This is a genomic window from Pseudarthrobacter sp. NCCP-2145 (assembly GCF_023708005.1).
Classification (GTDB): Bacteria; Actinomycetota; Actinomycetes; order Actinomycetales; family Micrococcaceae; genus Arthrobacter; species Arthrobacter oxydans.
The window spans coordinates 16,642-40,822 of record NZ_BRCG01000013.1; the positions used below are offsets into that span (position 1 = coordinate 16,642).

18 protein-coding genes are annotated in these 24,181 nt (G+C 66.8%); 9 read left to right on the plus strand and 9 right to left on the minus strand.

Going from position 1 to position 24,181, the window contains the following annotated elements; genetic code table 11:
* The first annotated feature begins 79 nt into the window (after positions 1-79).
* Both NFU08_RS12495 and NFU08_RS12500 read left to right on the plus strand, forming a co-directional pair.
* Positions 80-1,333, plus strand: a complete 1,254-nt coding sequence (locus tag NFU08_RS12495; protein ID WP_251423717.1) for an MFS transporter — start codon at positions 80-82, stop codon at positions 1,331-1,333.
* A 64-nt stretch (positions 1,334-1,397) separates the two neighbouring features.
* Positions 1,398-2,150 carry a metalloregulator ArsR/SmtB family transcription factor gene (locus NFU08_RS12500; protein WP_251423720.1) on the plus strand — a complete coding sequence of 251 codons (753 nt, stop codon included), beginning with the start codon at positions 1,398-1,400 and terminating at the stop codon, positions 2,148-2,150.
* A gap of 17 nt (positions 2,151-2,167) precedes the next feature.
* Here NFU08_RS12500 and NFU08_RS12505 read toward each other — a convergent pair whose 3' ends face one another.
* From NFU08_RS12505 to fdhA, 4 genes are all read right to left on the minus strand, one after another.
* Entirely contained in the window at positions 2,168-3,529 is a 1,362-nt protein-coding gene (locus tag NFU08_RS12505; RefSeq protein WP_251423723.1) for an MFS transporter, read from the minus strand.
* Positions 3,530-3,577: 48 nt separating this feature from the next.
* A complete protein-coding gene (locus tag NFU08_RS12510) occupies positions 3,578-4,495 on the minus strand; it encodes a serine hydrolase (RefSeq protein WP_251423726.1) in 918 nt (305 codons plus the stop codon).
* 51 nt (positions 4,496-4,546) lie between these two features.
* Complete coding sequence (locus tag NFU08_RS12515) at positions 4,547-4,897, minus strand: GNAT family N-acetyltransferase (protein WP_174175884.1); 351 nt, start codon at positions 4,895-4,897, stop codon at positions 4,547-4,549.
* Between the two features lie 130 nt (positions 4,898-5,027).
* Positions 5,028-6,245: a formaldehyde dehydrogenase, glutathione-independent gene (gene fdhA, locus NFU08_RS12520; protein WP_174175886.1), complete on the minus strand. Its 1,218-nt coding sequence runs from the start codon at positions 6,243-6,245 to the stop codon at positions 5,028-5,030.
* 325 nt (positions 6,246-6,570) lie between these two features.
* Here fdhA and NFU08_RS12525 point away from each other — a divergent pair, with 325 nt between their 5' ends.
* Positions 6,571-6,900, plus strand: a complete 330-nt coding sequence (locus NFU08_RS12525; protein ID WP_251423729.1) for a DUF6457 domain-containing protein — start codon at positions 6,571-6,573, stop codon at positions 6,898-6,900.
* Positions 6,901-6,975: 75 nt separating this feature from the next.
* Here the strand turns inward: NFU08_RS12525 and NFU08_RS12530 are convergent, their stop codons facing one another.
* Entirely contained in the window at positions 6,976-9,294 is a 2,319-nt protein-coding gene (locus NFU08_RS12530; RefSeq protein WP_251423731.1) for an FdhF/YdeP family oxidoreductase, read from the minus strand.
* A gap of 222 nt (positions 9,295-9,516) precedes the next feature.
* Between NFU08_RS12530 and NFU08_RS12535 the strand changes: the two genes are divergently transcribed.
* The 3 genes from NFU08_RS12535 (at position 9,517) to NFU08_RS12545 (ending at position 16,224) form a co-directional block, all read left to right on the plus strand.
* The gene (locus NFU08_RS12535) at positions 9,517-11,190 is read left to right on the plus strand and encodes an ATP-dependent DNA helicase RecQ (RefSeq protein WP_251423892.1); all 1,674 of its coding nucleotides are present in this window, start codon (positions 9,517-9,519) and stop codon (positions 11,188-11,190) included.
* Between the two features lie 41 nt (positions 11,191-11,231).
* Positions 11,232-12,431, plus strand: coding sequence for a TerC family protein (locus NFU08_RS12540; RefSeq protein WP_174175892.1), 1,200 nt, complete (start codon positions 11,232-11,234; stop codon positions 12,429-12,431).
* Positions 12,432-12,606: 175 nt separating this feature from the next.
* Positions 12,607-16,224, plus strand: a complete 3,618-nt coding sequence (locus tag NFU08_RS12545; RefSeq protein WP_251423734.1) for a TM0106 family RecB-like putative nuclease — start codon at positions 12,607-12,609, stop codon at positions 16,222-16,224.
* Positions 16,225-16,237: 13 nt separating this feature from the next.
* On the opposite strand, the gene NFU08_RS12550 is transcribed toward NFU08_RS12545, so the two are convergent.
* The 3 genes from NFU08_RS12550 to NFU08_RS12560 form a co-directional block, all read right to left on the minus strand.
* On the minus strand, positions 16,238-16,573 hold the full coding sequence (locus tag NFU08_RS12550; RefSeq protein WP_251423737.1) for an acylphosphatase: 336 nt from the start codon (positions 16,571-16,573) through the stop codon (positions 16,238-16,240).
* Between the two features lie 109 nt (positions 16,574-16,682).
* Entirely contained in the window at positions 16,683-17,600 is a 918-nt protein-coding gene (locus tag NFU08_RS12555) for a glycosidase (protein WP_251423740.1), read from the minus strand.
* 254 nt (positions 17,601-17,854) lie between these two features.
* Positions 17,855-18,919, minus strand: a complete 1,065-nt coding sequence (locus NFU08_RS12560; RefSeq protein ID WP_251423743.1) for an adenosine deaminase — start codon at positions 18,917-18,919, stop codon at positions 17,855-17,857.
* Positions 18,920-18,967: 48 nt separating this feature from the next.
* Here NFU08_RS12560 and uvrA point away from each other — a divergent pair, with 48 nt between their 5' ends.
* Together uvrA and NFU08_RS12570 are read left to right on the plus strand one after the other, a co-directional pair.
* The gene (gene uvrA / locus NFU08_RS12565; protein WP_251423746.1) at positions 18,968-21,499 is read left to right on the plus strand and encodes an excinuclease ABC subunit UvrA; all 2,532 of its coding nucleotides are present in this window, start codon (positions 18,968-18,970) and stop codon (positions 21,497-21,499) included.
* 216 nt (positions 21,500-21,715) lie between these two features.
* On the plus strand, positions 21,716-22,366 hold the full coding sequence (locus NFU08_RS12570; RefSeq protein WP_174175904.1) for a transglycosylase family protein: 651 nt from the start codon (positions 21,716-21,718) through the stop codon (positions 22,364-22,366).
* A gap of 150 nt (positions 22,367-22,516) precedes the next feature.
* Here the strand turns inward: NFU08_RS12570 and NFU08_RS12575 are convergent, their stop codons facing one another.
* Entirely contained in the window at positions 22,517-23,104 is a 588-nt protein-coding gene (locus tag NFU08_RS12575) for a hypothetical protein (RefSeq protein WP_251423749.1), read from the minus strand.
* 156 nt (positions 23,105-23,260) lie between these two features.
* On the opposite strand from NFU08_RS12575, the gene NFU08_RS12580 reads away from it, so the two are divergent.
* Positions 23,261-24,181, plus strand: coding sequence for an MSMEG_6728 family protein (locus tag NFU08_RS12580; protein ID WP_251423752.1), 921 nt, complete (start codon positions 23,261-23,263; stop codon positions 24,179-24,181).

Here is a 24,181-nt window from a genome sequence, read left to right on the forward strand (position 1 = left end):
GATCCTGTAAATTTAAGGGAGGAATTGTCCGGCCAGCGAGCCGCGTTCCACCCCTCCCCCTTGAATGGATCCCTCCCCCATGTCTTCCGCGATTTCCGCGCCGGCACCTGCCCGTTTTCCGTACGCCGCGATGGTGGTCCTGGCCACCATCGCCTTCACCGCCATCACCACCGAGCTCCTCCCGTCCGGGCTCCTGCCGCAGATCAGCGCCGGCCTGGACGTGTCCGAGCCGGTGGCCGGCTACCTGGCTGCCGCCTATGCCGCGGTCATTGTGGTCACGGTGGTGCCGGCGGCCCGGCTGCTGGGGAAGATTCCGCGGCACGCGCTGCTGGTGGGGCTGGTCCTGACATTCGCCGCCAGCAATGCGATGGTGGGACTGGCGCCTGACTTCACGTCCGCGATGATTGCCCGTTTGGTGGGCGGCCTGGCCCATGGCCTGCTCTGGACCACCATGGCCCCGTTCGTCACCAGGGTGGTCCCGGCGGACAAGGTGGGCAAGGCCCTGGCCATCGTCTTCAGCGGCAACAGCCTGGGCCTGGCCATCGGTGCTCCCGTGGGCACCGCGCTGGGCGGGTTCCTGGGCTGGCGGGCCGCGTTCATGGTGCTTGCCGGGTTCGGCCTGGTCCTCACCGTGCTGGCGTTCTTCCTCCTGCCGCGCGTCCAGCGGATTTCCGACGCCGTCCGCCCCTCGCTCCGCAAGGCCATCGCCCAGCCCGGGGTGAAGCCGGTGGCCATTGCCTGGCCGCTGCTGGTCCTGGCGCACTTCGCGCTGTTCACCTACATCGCCCCGTTCATCCGCGACGCCGGCTTCCCCGACTACGCCACCAGCCTCTCGCTCACGGTGCTGGGCGGCTCCGGGCTGCTGGGCATCTGGATCGCGGGCCTCACCGTGGACTCCCGGCCACGACGATCCCTGCTGGTGACGACGGCGGCAATCGCCCTGTCCATGTTCTTCCTGCCCCTCGCGGTGGGCAACTTCGCCGTGGCGTTGGTGCTCATGACCGTCTGGGGTGCAGGGCTTGGTGCGATCGGCATCTACAACCAGTCCGCCATCCTTCGGGCGGGCGGCGAGTACCAGGAGGCCGCGAACGGCCTCACCGTGCTGACCATCCAGCTCGGCATCACCGTGGGCGCGCTGTATGGCTCCGCGGCGCTGGTGGTAGGTGGTCCGCTGCTGGTTCCCGTGGCGGCGGCGCTGCCGGTCGTGGCAGCCTGGATCATCACCATGGCCAACAAGAAGCACGCCTACCCGCAGGGCCCGCGGGAGCGGGTGTGGCTGGAGCCGCGGCCCATCGCAACACCGGCACCGGAGAAGGTGGGCGGGCGCTCCTAGGCTCCTCCCACAAACCAGAGAAATCCCTTGATAGGTGACCATATGGTCACCTATCATTTTCTTTGTGGACGCAGTGTTCAAGGCACTCTCCGACCCCACACGCAGGGACCTCCTCGATGAACTGTTCCGCGAGGATGGGCAGTCCCTGAGTGCGCTTGAGGCCCGCTTCGACATGACCCGCTTCGGCATTGCCAAGCACCTCAAGCTCCTGGAGGATGCGGGCCTGGTGGTGACCCGCCGTCGGGGGCGTGAAAAGCTGCATTTCCTGAATCCCGTGCCCATCAGGCTCATCCACGACCGCTGGGTGAGCAAATATTCAGAACCATGGGCCGCTGGCCTCAGCGACCTCAAATCCAGATTGGAAAGTCCCATGGAAAAGATCTTCGAAATTTACATCAAGACCACGCCGGAACGGCTCTGGGAAGCCATCACGGACAGCGATATCCGGAGCAAGTACCAGTTCGGAAACACCATAGAAACGGACTGGACCCCGGGCAGCAGCTTCACCATGAACAACGTCAAGGCGGGTGCTCCGCTGGGCGAGGGCGAGAACCTGGAGGTGGACCCGCCCCGGCGGCTGGTCCAGACCATGCGGGCCCTCTGGGGCGAGGACGTCAAGGCCGAGGGGACCTCGAAGGTCACGTGGGAGATCGAGCCGGTGGGCGATTCCTGCCGCCTGACCGTCACCCACAGCGACCTCCGCGAAGGCGCCAACGAACAGCTCTACGGCGGCTGGCCGATGATCCTCTCCGGGCTGAAGACCTGGCTGGAGACCGGTGAGACGCTGACGACCCCGGGCTCGCTGATGTACACCTAGGCGCGCCTCCAGCGGTCCTACTCCGTCCGCTGCCTCCACAGCAGGCTCACGGCGAACGTCACCACGCACAGGACCAGCATTGCCAGGACCATCCGGGCCCAGCTTTCCTGGTCCACGCCGCCGCCCGCGAACACGCCGATCATCACCGTGGCCGTGATCGCGCCGACGTACCGGCACGTCTGGTAGATGCCCGCCGCGACGCCCCGTTCCTGGGGCCGGATGGACACGAACATGCCCTGGTTGGTGGCGATGCCCACGGTCCCGTACGGAATACCCATCAGTGCTGTCAGCACCACCACGAGCGGGATCGCCAGGGTGCCGGTGAGCAGCCACATCAGGGCGGCGGCCACGGTCAGGAGCACGACGCCGGCAACCAGCACCCGCCGCACGCCGAACCTTCCCATCGCTTTCACCGCCCAGGGGGTGGCCAGGACGGACATGCCCGCCAGGGGCAGCATCAGCAGGCCCACCGCGCCGGGCCCGTAGCCGCCGGCCTCCTGCAGGAGCTGGGGAAGGCCGAAGAAGACGAAGTAATAGACGCTGCTGAAAACCGCGAAGCCGAGATAGATGAGCATGAGGGACCTGTTGCGGCCCAGGAGCCTCAGGTCCAGGAACGGGCGGGCAAAGCGGAGCTCCCGCCAGGCGAACAGTGCCGCCACTGCCGTTCCCGCGCCCAGCATCCACCAGCGGTAGCCCGCCACGACATTTAGGGCGGCCATCATCACCAGCAGCAGCGCGGTGACAAAGCCCAGGATGCCGGGAATGTCCGAGTCCCGCAGCAACTCGGCCACGCTGCCGCGTTCCCGGGCTTTGTCCGCCGGCGCCGCCCGCCGCACGATCAGCAGCGCTGCGAGCGCAAGCGGGACGTTGACCAGGAACAACGCCTCCCAGCCCACGAAGCCCACCAGCAGCCCTCCGATCACAGGCCCCACCGCTGCCGCCGATGTGTTGGCCATCTGCAGGGTGCCCAGCGGACGTGCCGGTTCCACGTTGGCCCGGTGCGCAATGGCGCCCACCATCACCGCGGCGCTGGGATAGGCGGTGGCCGTGCCCAGCGCCATCACGGCCCGGGCCACGCAGAGCAGCGCAAAGTTCGGGGCGAACGGCGCCATCGCGCAGGTCAGCGCCACCAGCGCCATGCCCAGCATGAACATCCGCCTCGGCCCAAACCTGTCCGCAAGCCTGCCCATCACCGGCTGGCCCGCCGCTGAGGCAAGGTAAAACGAGGTGACCACCCAGGTGACCGCGGCGACGTCGAGCCCAAAATCAGCGCGGAGCACCACCAGGGCGACGGCGATCATGGAGGAGTTGAGGGGGTTCAGTGCCGTGCCCAGGCTGAGGCCGGCGACGGCCAGTGCAGTCCGGGTTTTGTTGCTCACGGAAACAGTCTGCTGCATACCGCCGGGCCGGCGCGACTTTGAGGAAACCTACCGTCCCAGGGCGCCTGGCTGGACGGGCGGGAACAGGCTTTCTTCAACAATGCCGGTGAGCCTGCGGATCACCTCGGACTGGCCAGGCAATTCCATACCCTCGGGATTCTCGGTGTAGATCACCAGCACAAAGGCCGAGCCGCGGTAGCTCAGCACGGCGGCGTCGTGAAGGGCGCCGCCCAACTCCCCATACTTGTGGAACACGTCAACGCCGGCCTGTGACCCTGCCGGGATCAGGTCCTCGTTGTTGGTCTCCTGCATGTAGCCGAGCAACTGGGCCGTGTGGTCCTCATCCAGGAGGTCCCCGGCGTACAGCTTCTTCAGGACCAGGGCCATATCCGCGGGCGCCAGGCGGTTCTCCTCCGGGTCATAGGTGACGCCGATTGAGGCTGCGTAGCCTGTCAGCTCCGGGTATCCCACGGCGTCCATCAGCAAAAGCCAGGAATCGTTGTTGCTTTGGTTCACCATGGCTTCAAGCTGGAACGCCGCGTCGTAGTCCCCCAGCGGCCCGTTTAGGTCAGCTTTTCCGGTTTCAACCAGATGGTAGTAGGCCGCGGCCGTGATGATCTTCGCCGTGCTGGCGGCCGCGAATTCGTCCATGTCACCGAAGGCCAGCGCCGCGTCACCCGATACGTCAGCCAGAGCCAGCCCGATCCTGTAGCCGGTGTCCTCCGCCAGGACGGCGTCGATGCGGTCCTGGAGTGACGCCGGGGCAACAGCCACCGGGGTCTCCTGGATGGCTGCTGGGACCGGGACTGCCGTGCCGGAGAAGGGCACGGAACGGACTGCGGCCACACCAACGATTGCCGCAATGACCTGTGCCACGGCGGAGAACAGCGCCACCAGCCTCTTCCGCACCCGGCGGGGCTGGCGGAAATGGCGCCCGGCCGGGCGCAGCCGCGGGTCCGCCGCCATGTGAGCTCCTGCCACCTCGACGATCACACAATCGGACGGATGCCCTGCACGTCAGCGGGTGCGGCTCGCCAGGGCCCCATCGAGGAACTCCAGGTGCGCGGGCTTCACGGTCACAGCATCGCCGGCGTATTCGGGATGCTTGGCGAGGAATTTCTTAATGAAGGGGCAGACAGGAACAATGCCCACGCCCGCCCTGACCGTCTCGTCCAGGGCAACGGTGGCGAGCTGGCCCGCCAGGCCCTGCCCGCCGTATTCCTCATTGATCACCGTGTGGTAGAAAATCCGCTCCGGCGAGGCGCCGCCGTCGTACTCCTTGTACGCCGCCTTGCCAATCACATTGCCGGCGTCGAGGATCTCGAAGCGGTCGCGGTCGGGGTTATGGCGGACGGTGATGTCACTCAAGGGGATCTCCTTCGATGCGGTGTGTCCTTCAGCCTAACCTCAGCCGAAGGGCATCTATTTCCGCACCCGTCCCTTACCGGACATCACCGTCCCGCCGCCCCGCCTGCGGCGCCGCCTGGCCCGTTCCGGCCTAGCTCAGGTAGCCGTTCGGGTTGAGGACGTACTTGGTGGCAGCACCCGCGTCGAACTCCGCGTAGCCCTGGGGCGCCTCTTCAAGCGTGATGGCCTTGGCGTTCACGTTCTTGGCGATGTGCACCTTGTCGTTCAGGATGGCCATCATCAGCTGCCGGTTGTACTTCATCACGGGGCACTGGCCCGTGGTGAAGCTCAGCGACTTCGCCCAACCGGTACCCAGGCTCAGGCTCAGGGCACCCTTCTTGGCTGCCTCGTCGACGCCGCCCGGATCGCCCGTCACATACAGCCCCGGGATGCCCAGCGCACCGCCGGCAGCGGTGATGTCCATCAGCGAGTTCAACACCGTGGCCGGAGCCTCCTCGGCGTCCTTGCCGTGTCCGTGGCCGCGCGCCTCGAAGCCCACCGCATCCACGCCGCAGTCCACTTCCGGCACACCCAGGATCTGCTCGATCTGCTCCGCCGGTCCCCCCTTGGTGAGGTCCACCGTTTCGCAGCCGAAGCTGCGCGCCCGCGCCAGCCTGTCCTCGTTCAGGTCGCCCACAATCACGACGGCGGCGCCCAGCAGGTGAGCGCTGGTAGCCGCTGCCAGGCCCACGGGACCGGCCCCCGCAATGTACACCGTGGACCCAACCCCCACGCCGGCAGTCACGGCCCCGTGGAATCCCGTGGGGAAGATGTCCGAGAGCATGGCCAAGTCAAGGATTTTCTCCATGGCCCGGTCCTTGTCCGGGAACTTCAGCAGGTTCCAGTCGGCGTACGGCACCAGCACGTAATTGGCCTGGCCGCCCACCCAGCCGCCCATGTCCACGTATCCGTAGGCGCTGCCCGGACGGTCCGGGTTCACGTTCAGGCAGATGCCCGTCTTGCGCTCCTTGCAGTTCCGGCAGCGGCCGCAGGCAATGTTGAACGGGACTGAACAAAGGTCCCCCACCTTGATGAATTCAACGTCGCGGCCAACTTCCACCACTTCGCCGGTGATCTCGTGCCCCAGCACCAGGTCCGGCGGTGCGGTGGTGCGGCCGCGCACCATGTGCTGGTCCGAGCCACAGATGTTGGTGGCCACAGTCTTCAGGATCACGCCATGGTTGACGGCGCGTCCGACGTTTGCCGGGTTGACCCCCGGCCCGTCCTTCAGTTCGAACGTGGGGTAGTCGATGTCGATCAGTTCGACTTTCCCGGGGCCCTTGTAGGCAACGGCTTTGTTCCCTGTCATCTTTTTCTCCTGTTATCCCACGGTTCACCCGGTAGGGCGGCCGTGATTCATGAGTGGTGATGCACACCCCGCCGGACAGGCACCGTCCAGCATCTGCTGATGGCTGGGGATCAGTTGCCGGAGAGCTTCCTGGAGTGGGGTGCGCCCAGTCTAAGCACGGATAGCCGCCATAGCTAGGGGTAGTAAGCCCGGCTGACTACCTGTTTGTGGATTGGGGGTTACGCGGGCATCCGCCGGAACCGATGACTTCCGCTGCGAAGCCTTGTAGTCTCGGCACGGAGGACGATCCAATGTCCCGACACTGACGGAAAACCAAGGAGCGGACATGCCAGCCAACGAGGACGAAATGCAGATCCTGGACCAATGGAGCAACCGGCTGGCCCAGGCGCTGCAGATCCTGGACCTGAAGGTGGACCACGATCTGCTCCTGGACCTGGCCCGCAAGTCTGCCGACTCCGTGACCCATGCCGCCGCCCCCATCACCACCTTCATGGTGGGATATGCCGCGGGCCTGGAAGCCGGCACGGGCAGTGCCGGCACCAAGGAGGCATCAACGGCCTCCGTAGAGAAAGCGGCGGACGTGGCCTTCCAGCTGTGCGAGGACGGGCACGACGGCGGCCCGGCCAGCAAGGGCTGGGCGGACACAGCCCAATAGCGGGCCTGGGCCGCAAACACGGTGCTGGCCCGCGCCGCTTATGCGGGCGCGGGCCGCTCGTGTTAGCCAGGCACCCTAGGCCGTGGCGGGCGCAGTTTCAGTAACAGGCTCCAGCTTTACGATCACGGCTTTGGAGACCGGCGTCTGGCTGCCTTCCGCCACACTCTCCAGCGGTACCAGGACATTCGCCTCCGGATAGTAGGCGGCCGCGCATCCGCGCGCTGACGGATAGGACACCAGGCGGTAGTTCCGCAGGACCCGCTCCACGTTGTCCGGATACACCCCGCGCACGTCCACGTGCTGCCCGTCTTCAAGCCCCAGCTCGGCCAGGTCCTCCGGACTCACGAACACCACCTCGCGGCCCTTCTTGATCCCCCGGTACCGGTCATTGTGGCCGTAAATGGTGGTGTTGAACTGGTCGTGCGAGCGCATGCTCTGCAGTATCAGGGTGCCGGCCGGACGCTCCACATGTTCCAGTTCGTTGACGGTGAGCATGGCCTTGCCGGTGGGGGTGTTGAACGTGCGGGAATCGCGGGGGCCGTTGGGCAGGACAAAGCCGCCTTCCTGCCGGATCTTTCGGTTGTAGTCCTCGCAGCCCACCACCACGTGGGAGATATGCTCGCGGATCAGGTCGTAGTCCTTCTGGAACCCGGCCCAGTCTGCGGAAATCCTGTCTCCCAGCACACGCTGCGCCAGCTGGCAGACGATCGCCACCTCGGAGAGCAGGTGCGGGGCCACCGGTGCAACGGTGCCGTGGGAGGCGTGCACGGCACAGACCGTGTCCTCCACCGAGACGAACTGCGGGCCGGATTCCTGCAGGTCGATCTCGGTGCGGCCCAGCGTGGGCAGGATCAATGCCTCGGCGCCGGTCACGGCGTGGGAGCGGTTGAGTTTGGTTGAGATCTGGACGGAGAGGTCCGTGCCGGCCATTGCCGATTCGGCAGCCCGGGTGTCCGACATGGCGCCCACGAAGTTGCCGCCCATCGCGATGAAAACCTTGATCCCGCCGTCGCGCATCTGCCTGATGGTTTCCACCGCGTCCGCGCCGTGCTCCCGCGGCGGTTCGAAGCTGAACTCCTTGCCCAGGGCGTCCAGGAACGCCGGCGGCATCTGCTCCCAGATGCCCATGGTGCGGTCCCCCTGGACATTGCTGTGCCCGCGGATGGGTGAGGCGCCCGCGCCCGGCTTGCCGATATTGCCGCGCAGCAGCAGCAGGTTGATGATCTCCTTGATGGTGGCCACGCCCTTTTTGTGCTGGGTGATGCCCATGGCCCACGTGATGATGACCTTCTCCGCGCGGAGGTAGCGGTCGGCCAGTTCGTCGATTTCCTCGGCCCGCAGGCCGGTGGCTTCCAGGACGGCTGCCTCGTCCAGTTCGGCAAGGTGCGCCCGGAGCTCCTCAAGTCCCTGGCAGTGTTCCTCGAGGAACTGGTGGTCCAGCACGGTTCCCGGGTTGGCCGCCTCGGCGTCGAGGACCCGCCGGGACACCGCCTGCAGCAGCGCCATGTCCCCGCCAATCCGGACCTGGAGGAACTGGTCGGCCAGATCGGTGCCGCGGCCGATGATGCCCTTGACCTTCTGCGGGTTCTTGTAGCGCATCAGCCCCGCCTCGGGCAGCGGGTTGACCGCCACGATGCTTGCACCGGCTTCCTTCGCCTCTTCCAGGGCCGTGAGCATCCGCGGATGGTTGGTGCCCGGGTTCTGGCCCATGATGATGATCAGGTCCGCCTTGGCGAAGTCGTCATAGGAGACCGTGGCCTTGCCCACGCCGATGGTCTGGCCCATGCCCCAGCCGGAGGACTCGTGGCACATGTTGGAGCAGTCCGGCAGGTTGTTGGTGCCGTACCCGCGGATGAACAGCTGGTAGAGGAAGGCGGCCTCGTTCGACGTGCGGCCGCTGGTGTAGAAGGCCGCCTGGTCCGGGCTGGGCAGGGAGTTCAGCTTGTCCGCGATGATCCCGAACGCCTCGTCCCAGCTGACGGGCCGGTAGCGGTCCTCACCTGCTGGTTTGTACACCGGCTCGGTCAGGCGTCCCTGCATGCCCAACCAGTACTCGGACCGCTGCAGCAGTTCGCTGACGGGGTGCTCCTGCCAGAAATCGGAGCCAATCACCACCGGGGTGGCCTCCCACGTCACGGCCTTGGCGCCGTTTTCGCAGAATTCGAACGTCTTGCGGTGGCCCGGGTCCGGCCACGCGCAGCTCATGCAGTCGAACCCGTCCTTCTGGTTCAGCGCCAGCAGGGTCTTCCTGGACCGTTCCAGGCCCATGTGCTTCAGAGCCGGCTGCATGGAATGGTAGACGCCCGGCACTCCCGCTGCCCATGTCTTCGGGTGGCCGCTGACTTCGATGTCGGATTCGTCGGCCTCTTCAACTTCGGGATTCTTGCGCGTCACGGCTGGTTCTCCTTGCGTTCTGCAGGCGCGGCCGTCTTCCGATGTTTCGGCGGGCCGGTTCCTTCCCCACACTTGTTCAGGGTGGCGGGGAAGTCAAGGAGGGCAGCTCCCCGCCGCGCAGGCAGCATGGGCAACGGACGACGGCGGCACGCAGCTGGCGTTAGGCTGGTTACCTTGGCTGAAGCAAGCGGCCGCAGGAACCACTCTGCGCGGAGCGCCACCATGTCCGACGATCTCGTCCTTGCCGCCCTCGCGGCCTCCTCCTTCTCCCTGCCCCACCTGCGGGACGGCCAGCTGGCCGGCATGGCAGCCCTCGCCGCGGGCCGTGACGTCCTGGCCGTCATGCCCACCGGCTATGGCAAATCCGCGATCTACCAGGTCGCGGCGCAGCACCTGCACAACACCAAGGGACGTCCCGCCGTCGTGGTTTCCCCGCTCATTGCCCTGCAGGAGGACCAGCTTGAGGGGCTGGACGGGGACCTGGGTCCGGGTGCGGCAGTGGCCGTCAACTCCTCCCGCAGCGATTCCGAGGTGGAGGCGGCCTGGCAGGCGGTGGAAAGCGGCACAGCCACGTTCCTGTTCCTGGCCCCGGAGCAGCTGGCCAAGCACAAGACCGTTGACCGCATCGCAGCGCTGGGCATTTCCCTGTTTGTGGTGGACGAGGCCCACTGCGTCTCCTCCTGGGGCCACGATTTCCGCCCCGACTACCTCGGCCTGGGCCGCATCCGCGAACAGCTCGGCAATCCTCCCGTGGCCGCCCTTACCGCCACCGCATCTCCCCCAGTCAGGGACGAAATCGTGGAGCGGCTGCGCATGAAGGACCCGCTGGTCCTGGTCCGCGGGTTCGACCGGCCCAACATCACGCTGGACGTCGTACGCCACCACGAGGACAAGGACAAACGCAAGGCCGTGCTGAAGCAGGTGGCCGCCCTGGCCCGTGACGGTCAGGGGCTCCTCTACGCCGCCACCCGCAAGGACACCGAAAAGTACGCCGCCAAGCTGTGCAAGGTGGGGCTGCGCGCGGAGGCCTACCACGCAGGCCGTTCGGCCGCGGATCGCGAACGCATCCACGAACAGTTCCTGGCGGACGGCCTCGACGTGGTGGTGGCCACCACCGCTTTCGGCATGGGCATCGATAAACCCAATGTGCGCTTCGTGGTCCATGCGGACATTCCGGAATCCTTGGACTCCTACTACCAGGAAATCGGCAGGGCCGGACGTGACGGGGAACCCGCGTCCGCTGTGCTCCACTACCGGTCAGAGGACCTGGGCCTGCGGAAGTTCTTTGCCACCCACACCCCCGATCCCGCCTCTCTGCTGGCTCTGCTGAAAGTTCTGAAGGCAGCGGACGGGCCCACGCCCAAGTCATCGCTGCCTGATCTCACGGGGCTTCCCGCCCGGCGCATCACCGGGCTGCTGAACCAGCTGGAGGAAACCGGCGCCGTTGCCCTGGGCAAGCGCGGCGTCCGGCTGGCCTCCACAGCCAGGCTGCCCGCCCTGGTGCGCGGCGCCGTCGAACTCGCCGAGGCCCGCCAGCGCGTTGACCAGTCCCGGCTCACCATGATGCGCGCCTATGCGGAGACGGACGGCTGCCGCCGCCAGTTCCTGCTGGGCTATTTCGGCGAGGACCTGGCGGAGGCCTGCGGCAACTGTGATGCCTGCGCTGACGCCGCCAGGCACCCCTCCCGTGACGGGGCGGACGACGGCGGCAGAGCCCCGGGTGGGCGGGCGGCGGAGCCGTTCCCGCTCCAGTCCGCCGTGGTCCACAAGGAGTGGGGGCCGGGCCTGGTGATGCGGCATGAGGACGACGTCATCACCGTCCTGTTCGAACACGAGGGCTACAAGACCCTCTCGCGCGCCGCCGTTGTGGAACACGGACTCCTGAAGCCGGCATAGGTGGGTAGGCTTTAAGGAGACTCCGACGAAAGGCCCGCAGCGTGGAAGTACCTGCTTATGTTTGGACCCTGACCATTGCCGGGATCGTGGGCCTGCTGGCCTTCGATTTCTTCTTCCATGTGCGCAAGGCCCACACGCCCTCGCTTAAGGAAGCCGCCCTCTGGTCCTCGATCTATGTGGGCATCGCCGTGCTCTTTGGACTGGGCGTGCTGCTGTTCGGGGGACCCACCATGGGCACCGAATACTTCGCCGGATACATCACGGAGAAGGCATTGTCCGTGGACAACCTCTTCGTCTTCCTGATCATCATGGCCAGCTTCCGGGTGCCCCGCGCGGACCAGCAGAAGGTGCTGCTGTTCGGCATCGTCTTTTCCCTGATCGCGCGCACGGGCTTCATCCTCCTGGGCGCTGCGCTGATCAACAGCTTCGCGTGGGTGTTCTACATCTTCGGCCTGATCCTCCTGATCACCGCCGGAAACCTGCTCAAGCCGGGCAGCCACGACGACGACTCCGAGGGCCTGGTGGTCCGGCTCGCCAAGAAGTTCCTGCCGGCGTCGGAACACTACGACGGCGACAAGCTGTTCACCGTCGAGAACGGCAAGCGCGTCCTGACCCCGATGCTCCTGGTGATGGTGGCAATCGGCGGCACGGACATCCTGTTTGCGCTGGACTCCATCCCGGCGATCTTTGGCCTGACCCAGAACGTCTTTATTGTCTTCACGGCCACGGCGTTCTCCCTGATGGGCCTGCGCCAGCTCTACTTCCTGATCGACGGACTGCTGGACCGGCTGATCTTCCTGTCCTACGGCCTCGCCGTCATCCTGGGTTTCATCGGCGTCAAACTCATCCTGCACGCCCTGCATGAGAACACCCTGCCGTTCATCAACGACGGCGAGCACGTCAGCGTGGTGGAAGTCAGCACGGGCGTTTCCCTGAGCGTCATCCTCGGCGTCCTGGTGATCACGGTGCTGGCGTCCATCTTCAGCCCCAAGGGCAAGGCCAAAAATGCCGTCTCCGGCGCCCGCCGGCACGCCGTCGAGTACCTGGACCTCAACTACGAGACGGACATGAACGAGCGGGACAAGATCTTCGCCGCGATGTGCCGCGAGGAGAACGAGATCCGGAAGCTGCCGGAGAAGTACAAGCGGCTCATCCGCAACGAGACCGAATTCCTGGACCTGCTGCGAAAAGCCCACGACGAACACGACAAAGCCCAGGTGCGGGCGGCCGCGGAGAACTGACCGTCCCACCCAACCAGGTAGCAGTAAGTGTCGTTTTGAGGGCTCGGAACGACACTTACTGCTACCCACTTTGAAGCTTGTCTGTTTGTCAGTGCCCCTTGCTACGTTTGGACCAGGGCCAGGGGATCCGCCTCCGGCCTGGCAATGACAGCCCGGCTGTCTATGGGGAGGCCCCGTGTTCTTGCTCGAAGCCGCAGTGGCCGGCGCGCCGCCGGACCTGGTGTTTTCCGCCAGCGACCTCGTGGCCGCCAGCGAGTGTGAGTACCGCACGCTCCGGATCCTTGACGAGAAGCTGGGCCGCGCCCCCAAGGCGGAGTTCCCCGCGGACGAGATGCAGGTCCGCGCCGGCGAGCTGGGCGACCGGCACGAGCAGACCGTCCTGGCCAGCCTGGTTGCACGGTACGGAGAGTGGGATGCCAGCCGCGGCGCCGGCGTCTATTCGCTCGAACGCGGCCCGAACCTGCGCGGGGACCTGCAGGCCAGGCACGCGGAGACCGAACTCGCCCTGCGGTCCGGGGCGGACGTGGTCTTCCAGGCCACCTTCTTTGACGGGGAGTTCCTGGGTTACGCGGATTTCCTGGTCAACGAGGCCGCGGGCACAGGCAGCCCGGGCCGGTACGAGGTCTGGGACACCAAACTTGCACGGCACGCCAAGGTGGGCGCCCTCCTGCAGCTTGCGGCCTACGGCGACCAGCTGCTCGGGATGGGGCTGGACCCCTCGCCGGTGGTCACCCTGGTCCTGGGGACCCGCGTGGGCGGGGACTGGCTCCGCAGCAGCCATTCCCTCCCGGACCTGTTGCCGGTGTTCCGTGAACGGCGCCGGCGCTTCCGCGAGCTGACCGCGGAGCACAGGGCAGGTGAGGCCACTGTGCAGTGGCAGCAACCGGGGATCGTCCACTGCGGCCGGTGCGACTACTGCGCCGGGCAGGTCCAGGCGCACCGGGACCTGCTGATGGTGGCGGGAATGTCCGTGGTGCAGCGGAAGAAGCTGCACGCGGCAGGCATCACCACCATTGATGAACTGGCGGCGATGCCTGCCTCGGACGCCCGGAATTCCGTGGTCCGGCTGCGGGCCCAGGCGCGGATGCAACTGGGGCTGGACGCCGTGGCGGGGTCCCGGACCTTCACCAAGGACGGCGGGCCCCACACCGTCTCGTTCACCGTCCTGCCCGACAACACCATAGGGTTGCTCCCACCGCCCAGCCCCGGGGACATCTTCTTCGACTTCGAGGGCGATCCCCTCTGGCAGGATCCCGCCACCGGAGCCTGGGGCATCGAGTACCTGTTCGGCGTGGTTGAGGCGCCGGACGCGGACCACCCCGGCGATCCTGTGTTCCGCCCGTTTTGGGCGCATTCCCGTTCCGAGGAGCGCCGCGCCTTCCTGGACTTCCTCGGGTACGTGGAAGAACGCCGCGCCCGCTTCCCGGACATGCACGTCTACCACTACGCCGCCTATGAAAAGACGGCCCTCCGCAACCTCTCGCTGGCGCACCAGGCCGGGGAGGACACCGTGGACTCCTGGCTGCGGGAAGGGCTGCTGGTGGATCTCTACGCCACGGTCCGGCAGTCGCTGCGCATCTCTGAAGCGTCCTACTCCATCAAGAAACTGGAACCGCTGTACATGGGCAGCAACCTTCGCTCGGGTGACGTCAAAGACGCCGGTGCGTCCGTGGTGGCCTACGCTGCCTACTGCGCGGCCAGGGAAGCGGGAGATCACACCGAAGCAGGCAAGGTCCTGGCGTCCATCTCCGACTACAACCAGTACGACTGCCTGTCCACGCTCCGCCTCCGGGACTGGCTGCTGGACGTCGCCGGGCAGGCCGGCGGAGCGGAAGCCAGCGAGGCCGGGGCCCGCCGGCCAGCGGCGGCAGGGGAAGCGGCTCAGGAAACCGATGCGCCTCAGGAAACTGCTGAGGAAGCCACGCTGCGTGAATACCTGGCAGGCCTGCCGGAGGACCGGGCCTGGACTGACGACGAACGCGCCATCGCCATGGTGGCCGCCGCCACCGGCTACCACCGCCGGGAACGCAAGCAGTTCTGGTGGCAGCACTTCGACCGGGTCGAGGCACCGGTCGAGAACTGGGCGGACCAGCGGAACGTGTTCCTGGTGTCGTCGGCGGAGGTTGCCTCGGACTGGGCGCTGGCCAAACCCCGGGAACGGATGCGGACCCGCACCCTCCGGCTGCGCGGCACCATGACCGAAGGCTCGGATTTCCGCGCGGACTCCACCTGGTGCCGGCTCTACGACGCGCCGCCACCGGAAGGCATGGCTGCCCCGGATGCTGCGCCCGGCGCACGGGCCTTTTCGTTCGGCACGAGGATCAGCGACGTCGCCCCTGCGCCTGACAACCCGGAGCACACCATCATCACCGTTGCCGAGCGGGAGACCGGAAAGGTGGCCGCCTACCCGCATCTTCCCGTCGCCCTGACCGAGGACCAGCCGCTGGCCACCACCAGCATTGAGGCTGCCATCGCCGAGCTTGCCCGCACGGTTGGTTCCTACGTGCCGTCACTGCTGGCCCACCCCGGCCTGGACATCCTGCGGAAAAAGGCCCCGCGGTTCCGCACGCTTTCCGGGCCGGTGGAGGTGCGCCATGGCACCATGGGCCCGCCGGATTACGCCGCCTCCATCACGGCGTCCCTCCGGGATCTTGAGTATTCCTACCTGGCAGTGCAGGGTCCTCCCGGAACCGGAAAGACGTACGTGGGCGCCCACGTTATCGGCAGCCTGGTGGCTGAGGGCTGGAAAATTGGCGTGGTGGGCCAGTCGCACAACGTGGTGGAAAACCTGCTCTGCCGTGCCATCGACACGGGCGGGGTCTCCCCCTCGTCCGTGGCCAAGAAGCTCGCTGCACCACACGACGTCCCGTGGACCCGGACGGGAGACGGCGACGTCGCCCAGCTGCTCGCATCCGCCGGCGGCTGCCTTGTGGGCGGAACCGCGTGGACCATGACGGGCAAGGAGGTCCCGGCCGGCTCGCTGGACCTCCTGGTGGTTGACGAGGCCGGACAGTTTTCGCTGGCCAACACCCTTGCCGTTGCGCGGGCGGCCAAGCGGCTCCTCCTGCTCGGTGATCCGCAGCAGCTCCCCCAGGTCACCCAGGGCGCCCACCCGGAACCGGTGGATGAATCGGCGCTGGGCTGGCTTGCCGCGGGGCACGCCACCCTGCCCGCGAGCCTTGGCTACTTCCTGGCAGACAGCTGGCGGATGCATCCGGACCTGTGCCGTGCGGTGTCACGGCTCAGCTACGAAGGAAAGCTGCAGTCCGCACCGGCGGCTTCGCTGCGCAGCCTCGAGGAGCTGCCGCCCGGCGTCGAGACCGTGTTCGTGGAGCACTCCGGCAATACCACGGCATCCGTGGAGGAGGCCGCTGAGGTGGTTCGTCAGGCGAAGCGGCACCTGGGACTGAAGTGGAAGCCTGGTGCCGAGAATGAGTTCCGGCCCCTCGGTCAGCAGGACATTTTGGTGGTGGCCGCCTACAACGCCCAGGTCCACCTGGTCCGCAAGGCACTGGAGGAAGCCGGCCTGCCGCAGGTCAGGGTGGGCACGGTGGACAAGTTCCAGGGGCAGGAAGCACCCGTGGTACTGGTGTCCATGGCGTGCTCGGCCGTGGCTGAAGCACCGCGGGGTGCAGAGTTCCTGCTGAACAGGAACCGGATCAATGTTGCCGTCTCACGGGGGCAGTGGCGGGCAGTGATCATCCGCTCCCCCGAGCTCACCAGCTACATGCCGCACCGGCCCGCAGCACTGGAGGAGCTGGGCGCGTTCCTGGGCCTTAGCCCCCGCCCCTGACAGGAGATGCCGGTCAGTGGGCCCTGAACCCGCGGAAGTTGCCCTGCGCTGCTGAGAAAGAGTCATCAACCCTCTCCACCCGGCCGGGGGTGTTCCGGGACTTCAGCCAGTCGAGAAGCGCCCGGACCTGCAGCTCGGAGCCTTCGGCAACGACGGCGACCGAACCGTCACTGAGATTCCTCGCTTCGCCGGCCAGGCCCAGTTCCTCCGCTTTGCCCATGGTCCGGAAGCGGAAGCCCACTCCCTGCACGATGCCGAAAACGCGCGCCTCCAGCCGGACCGTGCCCGCCACAGCGTCATTGTCCGGGGCATCAGGCGCCCCGGATGGCGGCCCTGCATGCCTCGCCATGGTGCCTCCCCTGAATCAGCGCCCCCTGCCCAACCAGGTAGCAGTAAGTGTCGTTCTGAGCCGCCAAAACGACATCACCTGCTACCTGGCTGGGCGGAAGGACAACCCGTTAGTTGATGGTGATGTCGCGGGTGCTGTGGTTGTAGCGGATGGTGACGGTGCCGCCGGCGTGGTGCAGTTCGTGGTTAGGGCCGTCGAACGCGCCGAAAGCGCCATAGTTCTCATCCCAAGAGCGGTTGAGGGCGATCTTGAAGGTGTAGAAACCGGCAGGCAGTTCGGCGCTCTTCTTCCAGATCTGGTCCAGGAAGTCGAACTCCATCTGCGCTTCGTCGTACTGCGGCGCCCAGTTCTCGGGAGCACCCAGGATGGTGTTGAAGTCGCCGGCTACAGCCACGGCCTCAGGCTGGGGGTGCGTCTCCACGTCCGGGCCTTCAAAGGACTCTGCGAGTGCGGGTGCGGCAGCTTCCTCAGTTTTGGCCGGAGCCTTGCCCTTGCGGACAGCCTTCACCACGGGTTCGACGGCGTCCTCGAGTACCTTGGCTGCCTTGCCAACGGCGGCGGCAGCCTTCTTGGCAGGCGTCTTCTTGGTGGCCTTCTTGGTGTCCGTGGCGGCAACTGCCGTTTCGGGAACCGCGGTGGTCTTTCGGACGAAGCCCTCGGGAGCGGTGGGAACCTGGACATCCGCGGGGATGGGCGTGCCTGCGTCGAGGGCGCTGGCGAAGGAGACGGCGTCCGGGAAGGCAACCGTGGCGCGCATGCCTTCGTCAGTGATGGTCCAGCCGGAGCGGCCCTTGACCAGCCAGCCGGCCTTGACCAGCTTTGCGGTGGCCGAGGTGAGCGTCTTGTGGCCGCGGGGAATGCCGCCGCTGAGCAGCTCGGCCTCGTGCTCGTTGAACGGCACCCGGGCCGTTGCCTCGGCGAGGACCTGGCCCGCGTTCAGTGCATCGCCGGACCACACACCTTCGGTCAGGACATCCAGCACGGTCTTGAGTCGAAGGAAGGTGTTTTCTGCGGTGGACTTGGCCATGATTCCCCTTTATAAAAGCGATCGGTCTTAGGCATCTTGCCAACTGCCCGTTAAATCGCGCGACTTGAAATGGTTAACACTGCGTGTCGTGACCGACTGTTAAGCGGACGTCCCAACAAGTGAGGCTGAGGTCTCGGGAAACGGGCTGGCTGCACAACCCTTGAGCGCTGACATGGGTGCCGCACTGCACTTCCCAGACACGCCTGCGGCACCCAGTTTAGCGGTATGACGGCACTGCTGTTGCCTCGGACACGTTACGCGTGCGCCACGTCCCCGCCGTTCAGTTCATCCAGCAGCTCAGCCTTGCGCTCCTCGGAGGCAAACGACGAGTGGATGGAGTTCGCGGCGAGCCTGGCCTTGTCGAAGTCGGAGAGCTCGAAGACCGCCCCAAGCTGGGCGAAATTGTCATCCACGTAGCCGCCAAAGTAGGCCGGATCATCGGAGTTGACGGACACGTTCAGCCCGGCCGCCAGCATGGCGGGAAGGGGATGGTCTGCCAGGGTGTCAACGGCCCGGAGCCGGACGTTGGACAGCGGGCAGACGGTGAGCGGAATCCGCGCATCCACCAGGCGCTCCACCAAATCCGGATCGTCCATGCAGCGGATGCCGTGGTCGATCCGCTCGACGCCAAGGATGTCCAGGGCCTCGATAATGTACGACGCCGGCCCCTCCTCCCCTGCGTGGGCGGTCAGCCGCAGCCCTGCCTCGCGGGCTTTCGCATAGAGCCGCTCGAACTTGGACGGCGGGTTCCCCACCTCGGCAGAATCCAGACCGATGGCAGCAATCGGAGCATTCATGGCCAGCAGTCCGTCCAGGACCTCCAGCGCGGATTCCTCGGAGAGGTCCCGCAGGAAGGCCGCAATCAGCAACGTGGAGATCCCGAACTCCTCCTGCGAGGTGGCCAGGACGGACGCAACGCCGTTGACGCACGTTGAAAGCGGGATGCCGCGCGAGAGGTGCGCCTGCGGGTCCATCATGATCTCGGCATGCCGCACCCCTGCGGCAGCGGCCCGCTCAAGGTAGGCGCGGGTCATGTCGGCGAAGTCCTGCTCCGTCTGCAGCACGGCCATGTTGGCGTAGTACAGGTCGAGGAATGACTGCAGGTCCGTGAACTCGTACCTTTCCCGGAGCTCGTCGAGGCCTGCATACGGGAGCGCGATGCCGTTCCGCTCCGCGAGCGCGAAGATCAGCTCCGGCTGGAGGGTTCCCTCAATGTGCAGGTGCAGCTCGGCCACCGGAAGGATCCTGGCGGGGACTTCCAGCTCTGCTGCGTCCAATTCTGTTTCGGGCACGGCAGTGCCGCCGGCAAAGTTATCCATCGGGTCAGGATAATGCCCCGCGCCGGAATCACCACTAGAGTCGGACCAATGCAGAACGCCAAGCACGCTGATGACCTGCAGTACCCGGTTCCGGCCCCCGCCACCGACGGCTTTGTCCGGGTCCGGGGAGCGCGCGAAAACAATCTGCGCAACGTGGACGTGGATGTCCCGCGCGATGCGATCGTGGCGTTCACCGGCGTCTCCGGGTCCGGCAAGTCCTCCCTGGCGTTCGGCACCATCTATGCCGAGGCCCAGCGGCGCTACTTCGAATCCGTCGCCCCGTACGCCCGCCGCCTGATCCAGCAGGGGCACAACCCCAAGGTGGAGATGATCAGCGGGCTTCCGCCCGCCGTCGCCCTTCAACAGCGCCGCGGCGCTCCCAGCAGCCGGTCCACGGTGGGAACCGTCACCACGCTTTCCAACTCCCTCCGCATGCTGTTCTCCCGGGCGGGCACGTACCCGGCCGGCAGCACGCAGCTGGACTCGGATGCCTTCTCCCCCAACACCGCTGCCGGCGCCTGCCGGGAATGCCACGGCCTGGGCGTCGCGCACACCGTGACAGAGTCCTCGCTGGTCCCGGATCCGTCCCTGACCATCCGCGACGGCGCCATCGCGGCCTGGCCGGGTGCCTGGCAGGGGAAGAACCTGCGGGACATCCTCACCCACCTGGGCTACGACGTCGATGTCCCGTGGCGCAAGCTGCCCAAAAAACACCGTGACTGGATCCTCTTCACCGAGGAACAGCCCGTGGTGGAAGTGACACCGCAGAGGGACCGCGTGGCCAAACCGTACAAGGGGCGTTTCTGGAGCGCCAGGAGCTATGTCCTCCATACGCTGGCCGATTCGCAGAGCGCCTCCATGCGTGAACGCGTACTGGCCTACATGGAGTCCGGGCCGTGCCCCCGCTGTTCCGGGACGGGGCTGGTGCCCGAGGCCCTGGCCGTCACGTTTGCGGGCAGGACCATCGCGGAACTCAATGGGCTCCCCATAGTGGAACTCGCCGAGGTTGTCCGGCCCACCGCGATATTGGACGACGCCGGCACGGCCTCCCGCACGCAGCTTTCCGGAGAGTCCAATGAGGTGGCGGTGGCCATCACCCGGGACCTGCTGCAGCGCATCACGGTCCTGCTGGACCTCGGGCTCGGCTACCTGGCGCTCGGCCGGGCCACCCCCACCCTGTCGCCGGGCGAGATGCAGCGGCTAAGGATTGCCACCCAGCTGCGCTCCGGCCTGTTCGGGGTGATCTACGTGCTGGATGAGCCGTCCGCCGGGCTTCATCCGGCCGACGCCGAGCCGCTGCTGGAGGTGCTGGAGCAGCTGAAGGCCTCCGGCAACTCGGTGTTCGTGGTGGAGCACAACATGGATGTGGTCCGCAGGGCGGACTGGCTGGTCGACGTGGGCCCCCGCGCCGGCGAAGGCGGCGGCGAGGTGCTCTACAGCGGGCCCGTTGACGGCCTCGCCGCGGTTGAGGAATCCGTCACCAGGCCGTTCCTGTTCGACGACGGCGCATCCGTCCCGGGCGGCGGTTACCGTGACGGCGGGGCCAGGGAACCGGAGGAGTGGCTGGAGCTGAAGGACATCACCCGGCACAACCTGCGCGGGCTGGATGCCGAGTTCCCCCTGGGCGTGCTGACGGCTGTCACGGGGGTGTCAGGCTCCGGCAAGTCCACGCTGGTGAGCAAGGTCCTGGGCGAGGCTGTCGGCTCCGGGCTCAGGACCCCCGTGGAACAGGACGGCTCCGCGGAGCCCCTGGAGCTGGGAAGCGTCCTGGGCGGCCACCGCATTGACCGCCTGGTGACGGTGGACCAGAAGCCCATCGGCCGGACCCCGCGGTCAAACCTGGCCACCTATACCGGGCTGTTCGACGCCGTCCGGAAGGAATTTGCCGCCACGGAGCAGGCCAGGGCCCGCGGCTTCGGCGCCGGGAGGTTCTCCTTCAACGTTGCGGGCGGTCGCTGCGAAACCTGCCAGGGCGAGGGGTTCGTCGCCGTCGAGCTGCTTTTCCTGCCCGGCAGCTACGGCCCGTGCCCGGAGTGCGCTGGGTCCCGCTACAACCCTGAGACCCTTGAGGTGCAGTATCGCGGGCAGAACATCGCCGAGGTCCTGGCCATGACCGTGGACGCCGCATCCGGGTTCCTGGCCGCCGTGCCCGCCGCAGCCAGGAGCCTCAAGAGCCTGCGGGATGTTGGCCTGGGCTACCTGCGGCTGGGACAGCCGGCCACAGAGCTCTCGGGCGGGGAAGCGCAGCGCATCAAGCTGGCCACGGAGCTGCAACGGGCACAGCGCGGGCACAGCCTCTACCTCCTGGATGAGCCCACCACCGGCCTGCACCCCGCCGATGTGCAGCTCCTGATGGCCCAGCTCCACGGCTTGGTGGATGCCGGCAACTCCGTGGTGGTTGTTGAACACGACATGGCCGTGGTTGCCGGCGCCGACTGGGTCATTGACCTCGGCCCGTCAGGAGGGGACAAAGGCGGCCGGATCATGGCAACCGGGACGCCTGCCGCCGTCGCCCGTTCCACCGATAGCCGCACCGCCGCGTACCTCGCAACCGCCCTCGGTCAGGGAACCACCAGCTAACGCCCAGAAACATCTCGATTTGATAACGCCGGTGCAATGTCCTAGCGTGAAAAGCATGCCCGCTGCTGGCGGGCCCATGAATGCCCGGTGCTGCCTTCACCACAACTGCCCAGCAGGCAGCTACCGACATGACCTCTATTCGTCAGGGGCGGGCAGTGGCGCGATGATCTCCGGGGACGGAAGCAGCGCAGGTGGCCTTCAGGAGCATCACCCATCATGAAAAACACCAAATTCCGCACTGCCGCACGCCGCGGAGCCACCGTAGCCGCCATCTCCGCGGCAGGACTGGCCCTCTCAGCCACGGCGGCAAACGCCACCACCAGCACCTCCACGTGGGATGCCCTGGCACAGTGCGAGAGCGGCGGCAACTGGTCCATCAACACCGGCAACGGCTACTCCGGCGGCCTGCAGTTCAGCCCCACCACCTGGGCTGCCTACGGCGGCACGGGTTCCGCCGCTGACGCCAGCCGCGAGCAGCAGATCGCCGTAGCCGAGCAGGTCCAAGCCTCGCAGGGCTGGGGCGCCTGGCCCTCCTGCTCCGCCCAGCTGGGCCTGAGCGGCAGCGGCACCGGCGTTGCGCCGCAGTCCGTGCCGGTCCAGAGCGCACCAGTACAGGCGGCTCCGGCGCAGGCCGCACCGGTGCAGCAGAGCGTGCCCGCCGAGCAGGCAGCCCCGGTTGCAAAGCACGTGACGGCCGTGGCCCTGAGCGGAGAGACCTACACGCTGCAGGCCGGCGACACGTTGAGCATCGTGGCGGAGAAGCTGGGGATCGAGGGCGGCTGGCAGCATCTTGCCGACGCCAACCTTGACACCATTGCGGACCCCAACGTTGTGTTCGAGGGACAGGTCATCCAGCTTCCGGCCTAGTGGCTGTTGAGGCAGCTGCCCTTCGGGGCACCAAGATCAGGTCGGCGATAGACAAATTCCGTTGACCAAATACGACGCCGGCACACCCCCACGAGGGGATGTGCCGGCGTCGTTCTTTAACGCTTGTAGAGCCGCAGCCCGGACGGGGCGCTATGCGACGGCGGGGAGTTCCCGGACGATCCGCACCTTCCAGGCTGAATCGTCGCTGGTGTCCAGCAGGGCGACTGTGCCGTGGGCGAGGTTGAGGGCGACGCGCTTGGCAGCAAGCAGCTCAAGGTAGAGGTGCTCGTTCATCCTTGCGGGGGTATCGATCATGTACTTCACGGCGTCGCGGACCTTGCGGTAATTCGCGCTGCTTTCGCGGTGCCTGTGCAGCTCCAGGGCAGAGCGCTGCTTCAGCCGCGGCTCGTGCCGGTTCAGCCAGGTGACGGCGGCGTGGACGGCAACCACGAGGGTGAGCGAAACGCCGTAGATCCACCACCCGCTCGAGAGCAGGAACAGCGGCAGGTTTCCAATGGCCACGATGGCGATCACAATGCGGAGCGCGGCGATGCGGCGCATTGTGAGGGCGACCGCGGCCATGCCGTCGCGGAAGCGGTGCTGTTCCTTGCGGGCGGCGGCGGGATCAATGGTGAACTCGTCAAGGACGAGGATGCCCTTTGCTTCCGGGGCCAGCATCTGCCCGTAGCGGGGCAGGGCGGGGGTGGTTGCGGTGGTTTTTTCAGGTGTTGATGTCATGAGGGAGCTTCCAAAACGCTGGGGTGGTTGGGGTGATCTTAGTGGGTGGAGAGCACCGTCGTATGCATAGGTCCACTATGTGAACATCCTTGCCGTGTACATGTGGTCCGTGGCACTGCAATTGGCACATCCGCCAGGTGCCGTCAGACTGAAGGGATGCAAACCTTCCTCCCGTACCCTGATTTCCGGCAGAGCGCCGCTGCCCTGGACACCGCCAGGCTGGGCAAGCAGCGCGTCGAGGCGCTGCAGAGCCTGCGTGCCCTGGTGATTCCCGGCTACGGATGGCAGACCCACCCGGCCATCCGGATGTGGATGGGGTACGTGCCTGCCCTCACCATGTACGGGCTGGCAATGGTTGACGAGTGGACCAGGCGCGGGCACCCGGACAACACCCGCGCCAACATTGCGGAGTTCGCGCCGCAGGCAGCCCACCCGGACTATGCGGCGAAGATCCCCATGCCGCCGTGGCTTGGCGACCCGGATTTCCACCTGAGCCACCGCTCCAAGCTGGTCCGCAAGGAACCCAGGTTCTACACCCCGGTCTTCGCGGATGCGATACCGGAGATGGATTACGTCTGGCCCGAGCCGCGGCACGAGTTCCTGCCGCAGGAGCCCGAGGGTGAGATCCTGTGGATCCTGAGGTCCCCGCACGACGACGTCGATCCCCAGACGCTGGATACCGTGGCCCTTCCGCCGGTGAACGGGAGCCCCGCTGCCGCCGCTGATGCGCCGGGCGCGGACGGGGACTACTCCCCCGTGTTCGTCGACGACGGGTCCCGGCGCCCGTCCCGCCAGTCCCGCAAGGCACCGCCCAAGCAGCTGGTGAAGAAGCCCACCCGCAAGCGGCTGGCGCAGGAGGAGGCCTTCTCCACTCTTCCCGGAAAGACGCCCGTTGCCGTCCCGTTCGAGCACGGTGCGAAGTTCGCGGTGGGGCAGGTCGTCGGCCGGCCCATCACGCTGGAGGACGGCAGGTTCGGCAGGAACTTCACGGTCACCGAAGTCATCGACCGTTCCGCGTTCACCTACCCGGCGCTCCTCCAGGACCCGCGCGTGTTCTTCCCGGTGGAGGCACCGTAA

Excerpts from the sequence above, each read along its gene's own strand:
- NFU08_RS12495 (WP_251423717.1), top strand. The coding sequence starts at position 80 with ATGTCTTCCGCGATTTCCGCGCCGGCACCTGCCCGTTTTCCGTACGCC.
- NFU08_RS12510 (WP_251423726.1), bottom strand. The coding sequence starts at position 4,495 with ATGGCGGCGGACCCGCGGCTGCGCCCGGCCGGGCGCCATTTCCGCCAG.
- fdhA (WP_174175886.1), bottom strand. The coding sequence starts at position 6,245 with ATGACAGGGAACAAAGCCGTTGCCTACAAGGGCCCCGGGAAAGTCGAA.
- NFU08_RS12525 (WP_251423729.1), top strand. The coding sequence starts at position 6,571 with ATGCCAGCCAACGAGGACGAAATGCAGATCCTGGACCAATGGAGCAAC.
- NFU08_RS12535 (WP_251423892.1), top strand. The coding sequence starts at position 9,517 with ATGTCCGACGATCTCGTCCTTGCCGCCCTCGCGGCCTCCTCCTTCTCC.
- NFU08_RS12550 (WP_251423737.1), bottom strand. The coding sequence starts at position 16,573 with ATGGCGAGGCATGCAGGGCCGCCATCCGGGGCGCCTGATGCCCCGGAC.
- NFU08_RS12555 (WP_251423740.1), bottom strand. The coding sequence starts at position 17,600 with ATGGCCAAGTCCACCGCAGAAAACACCTTCCTTCGACTCAAGACCGTG.
- NFU08_RS12560 (WP_251423743.1), bottom strand. The coding sequence starts at position 18,919 with ATGGATAACTTTGCCGGCGGCACTGCCGTGCCCGAAACAGAATTGGAC.
- uvrA (WP_251423746.1), top strand. The coding sequence starts at position 18,968 with ATGCAGAACGCCAAGCACGCTGATGACCTGCAGTACCCGGTTCCGGCC.
- NFU08_RS12570 (WP_174175904.1), top strand. The coding sequence starts at position 21,716 with ATGAAAAACACCAAATTCCGCACTGCCGCACGCCGCGGAGCCACCGTA.
- NFU08_RS12575 (WP_251423749.1), bottom strand. The coding sequence starts at position 23,104 with ATGACATCAACACCTGAAAAAACCACCGCAACCACCCCCGCCCTGCCC.
- NFU08_RS12580 (WP_251423752.1), top strand. The coding sequence starts at position 23,261 with ATGCAAACCTTCCTCCCGTACCCTGATTTCCGGCAGAGCGCCGCTGCC.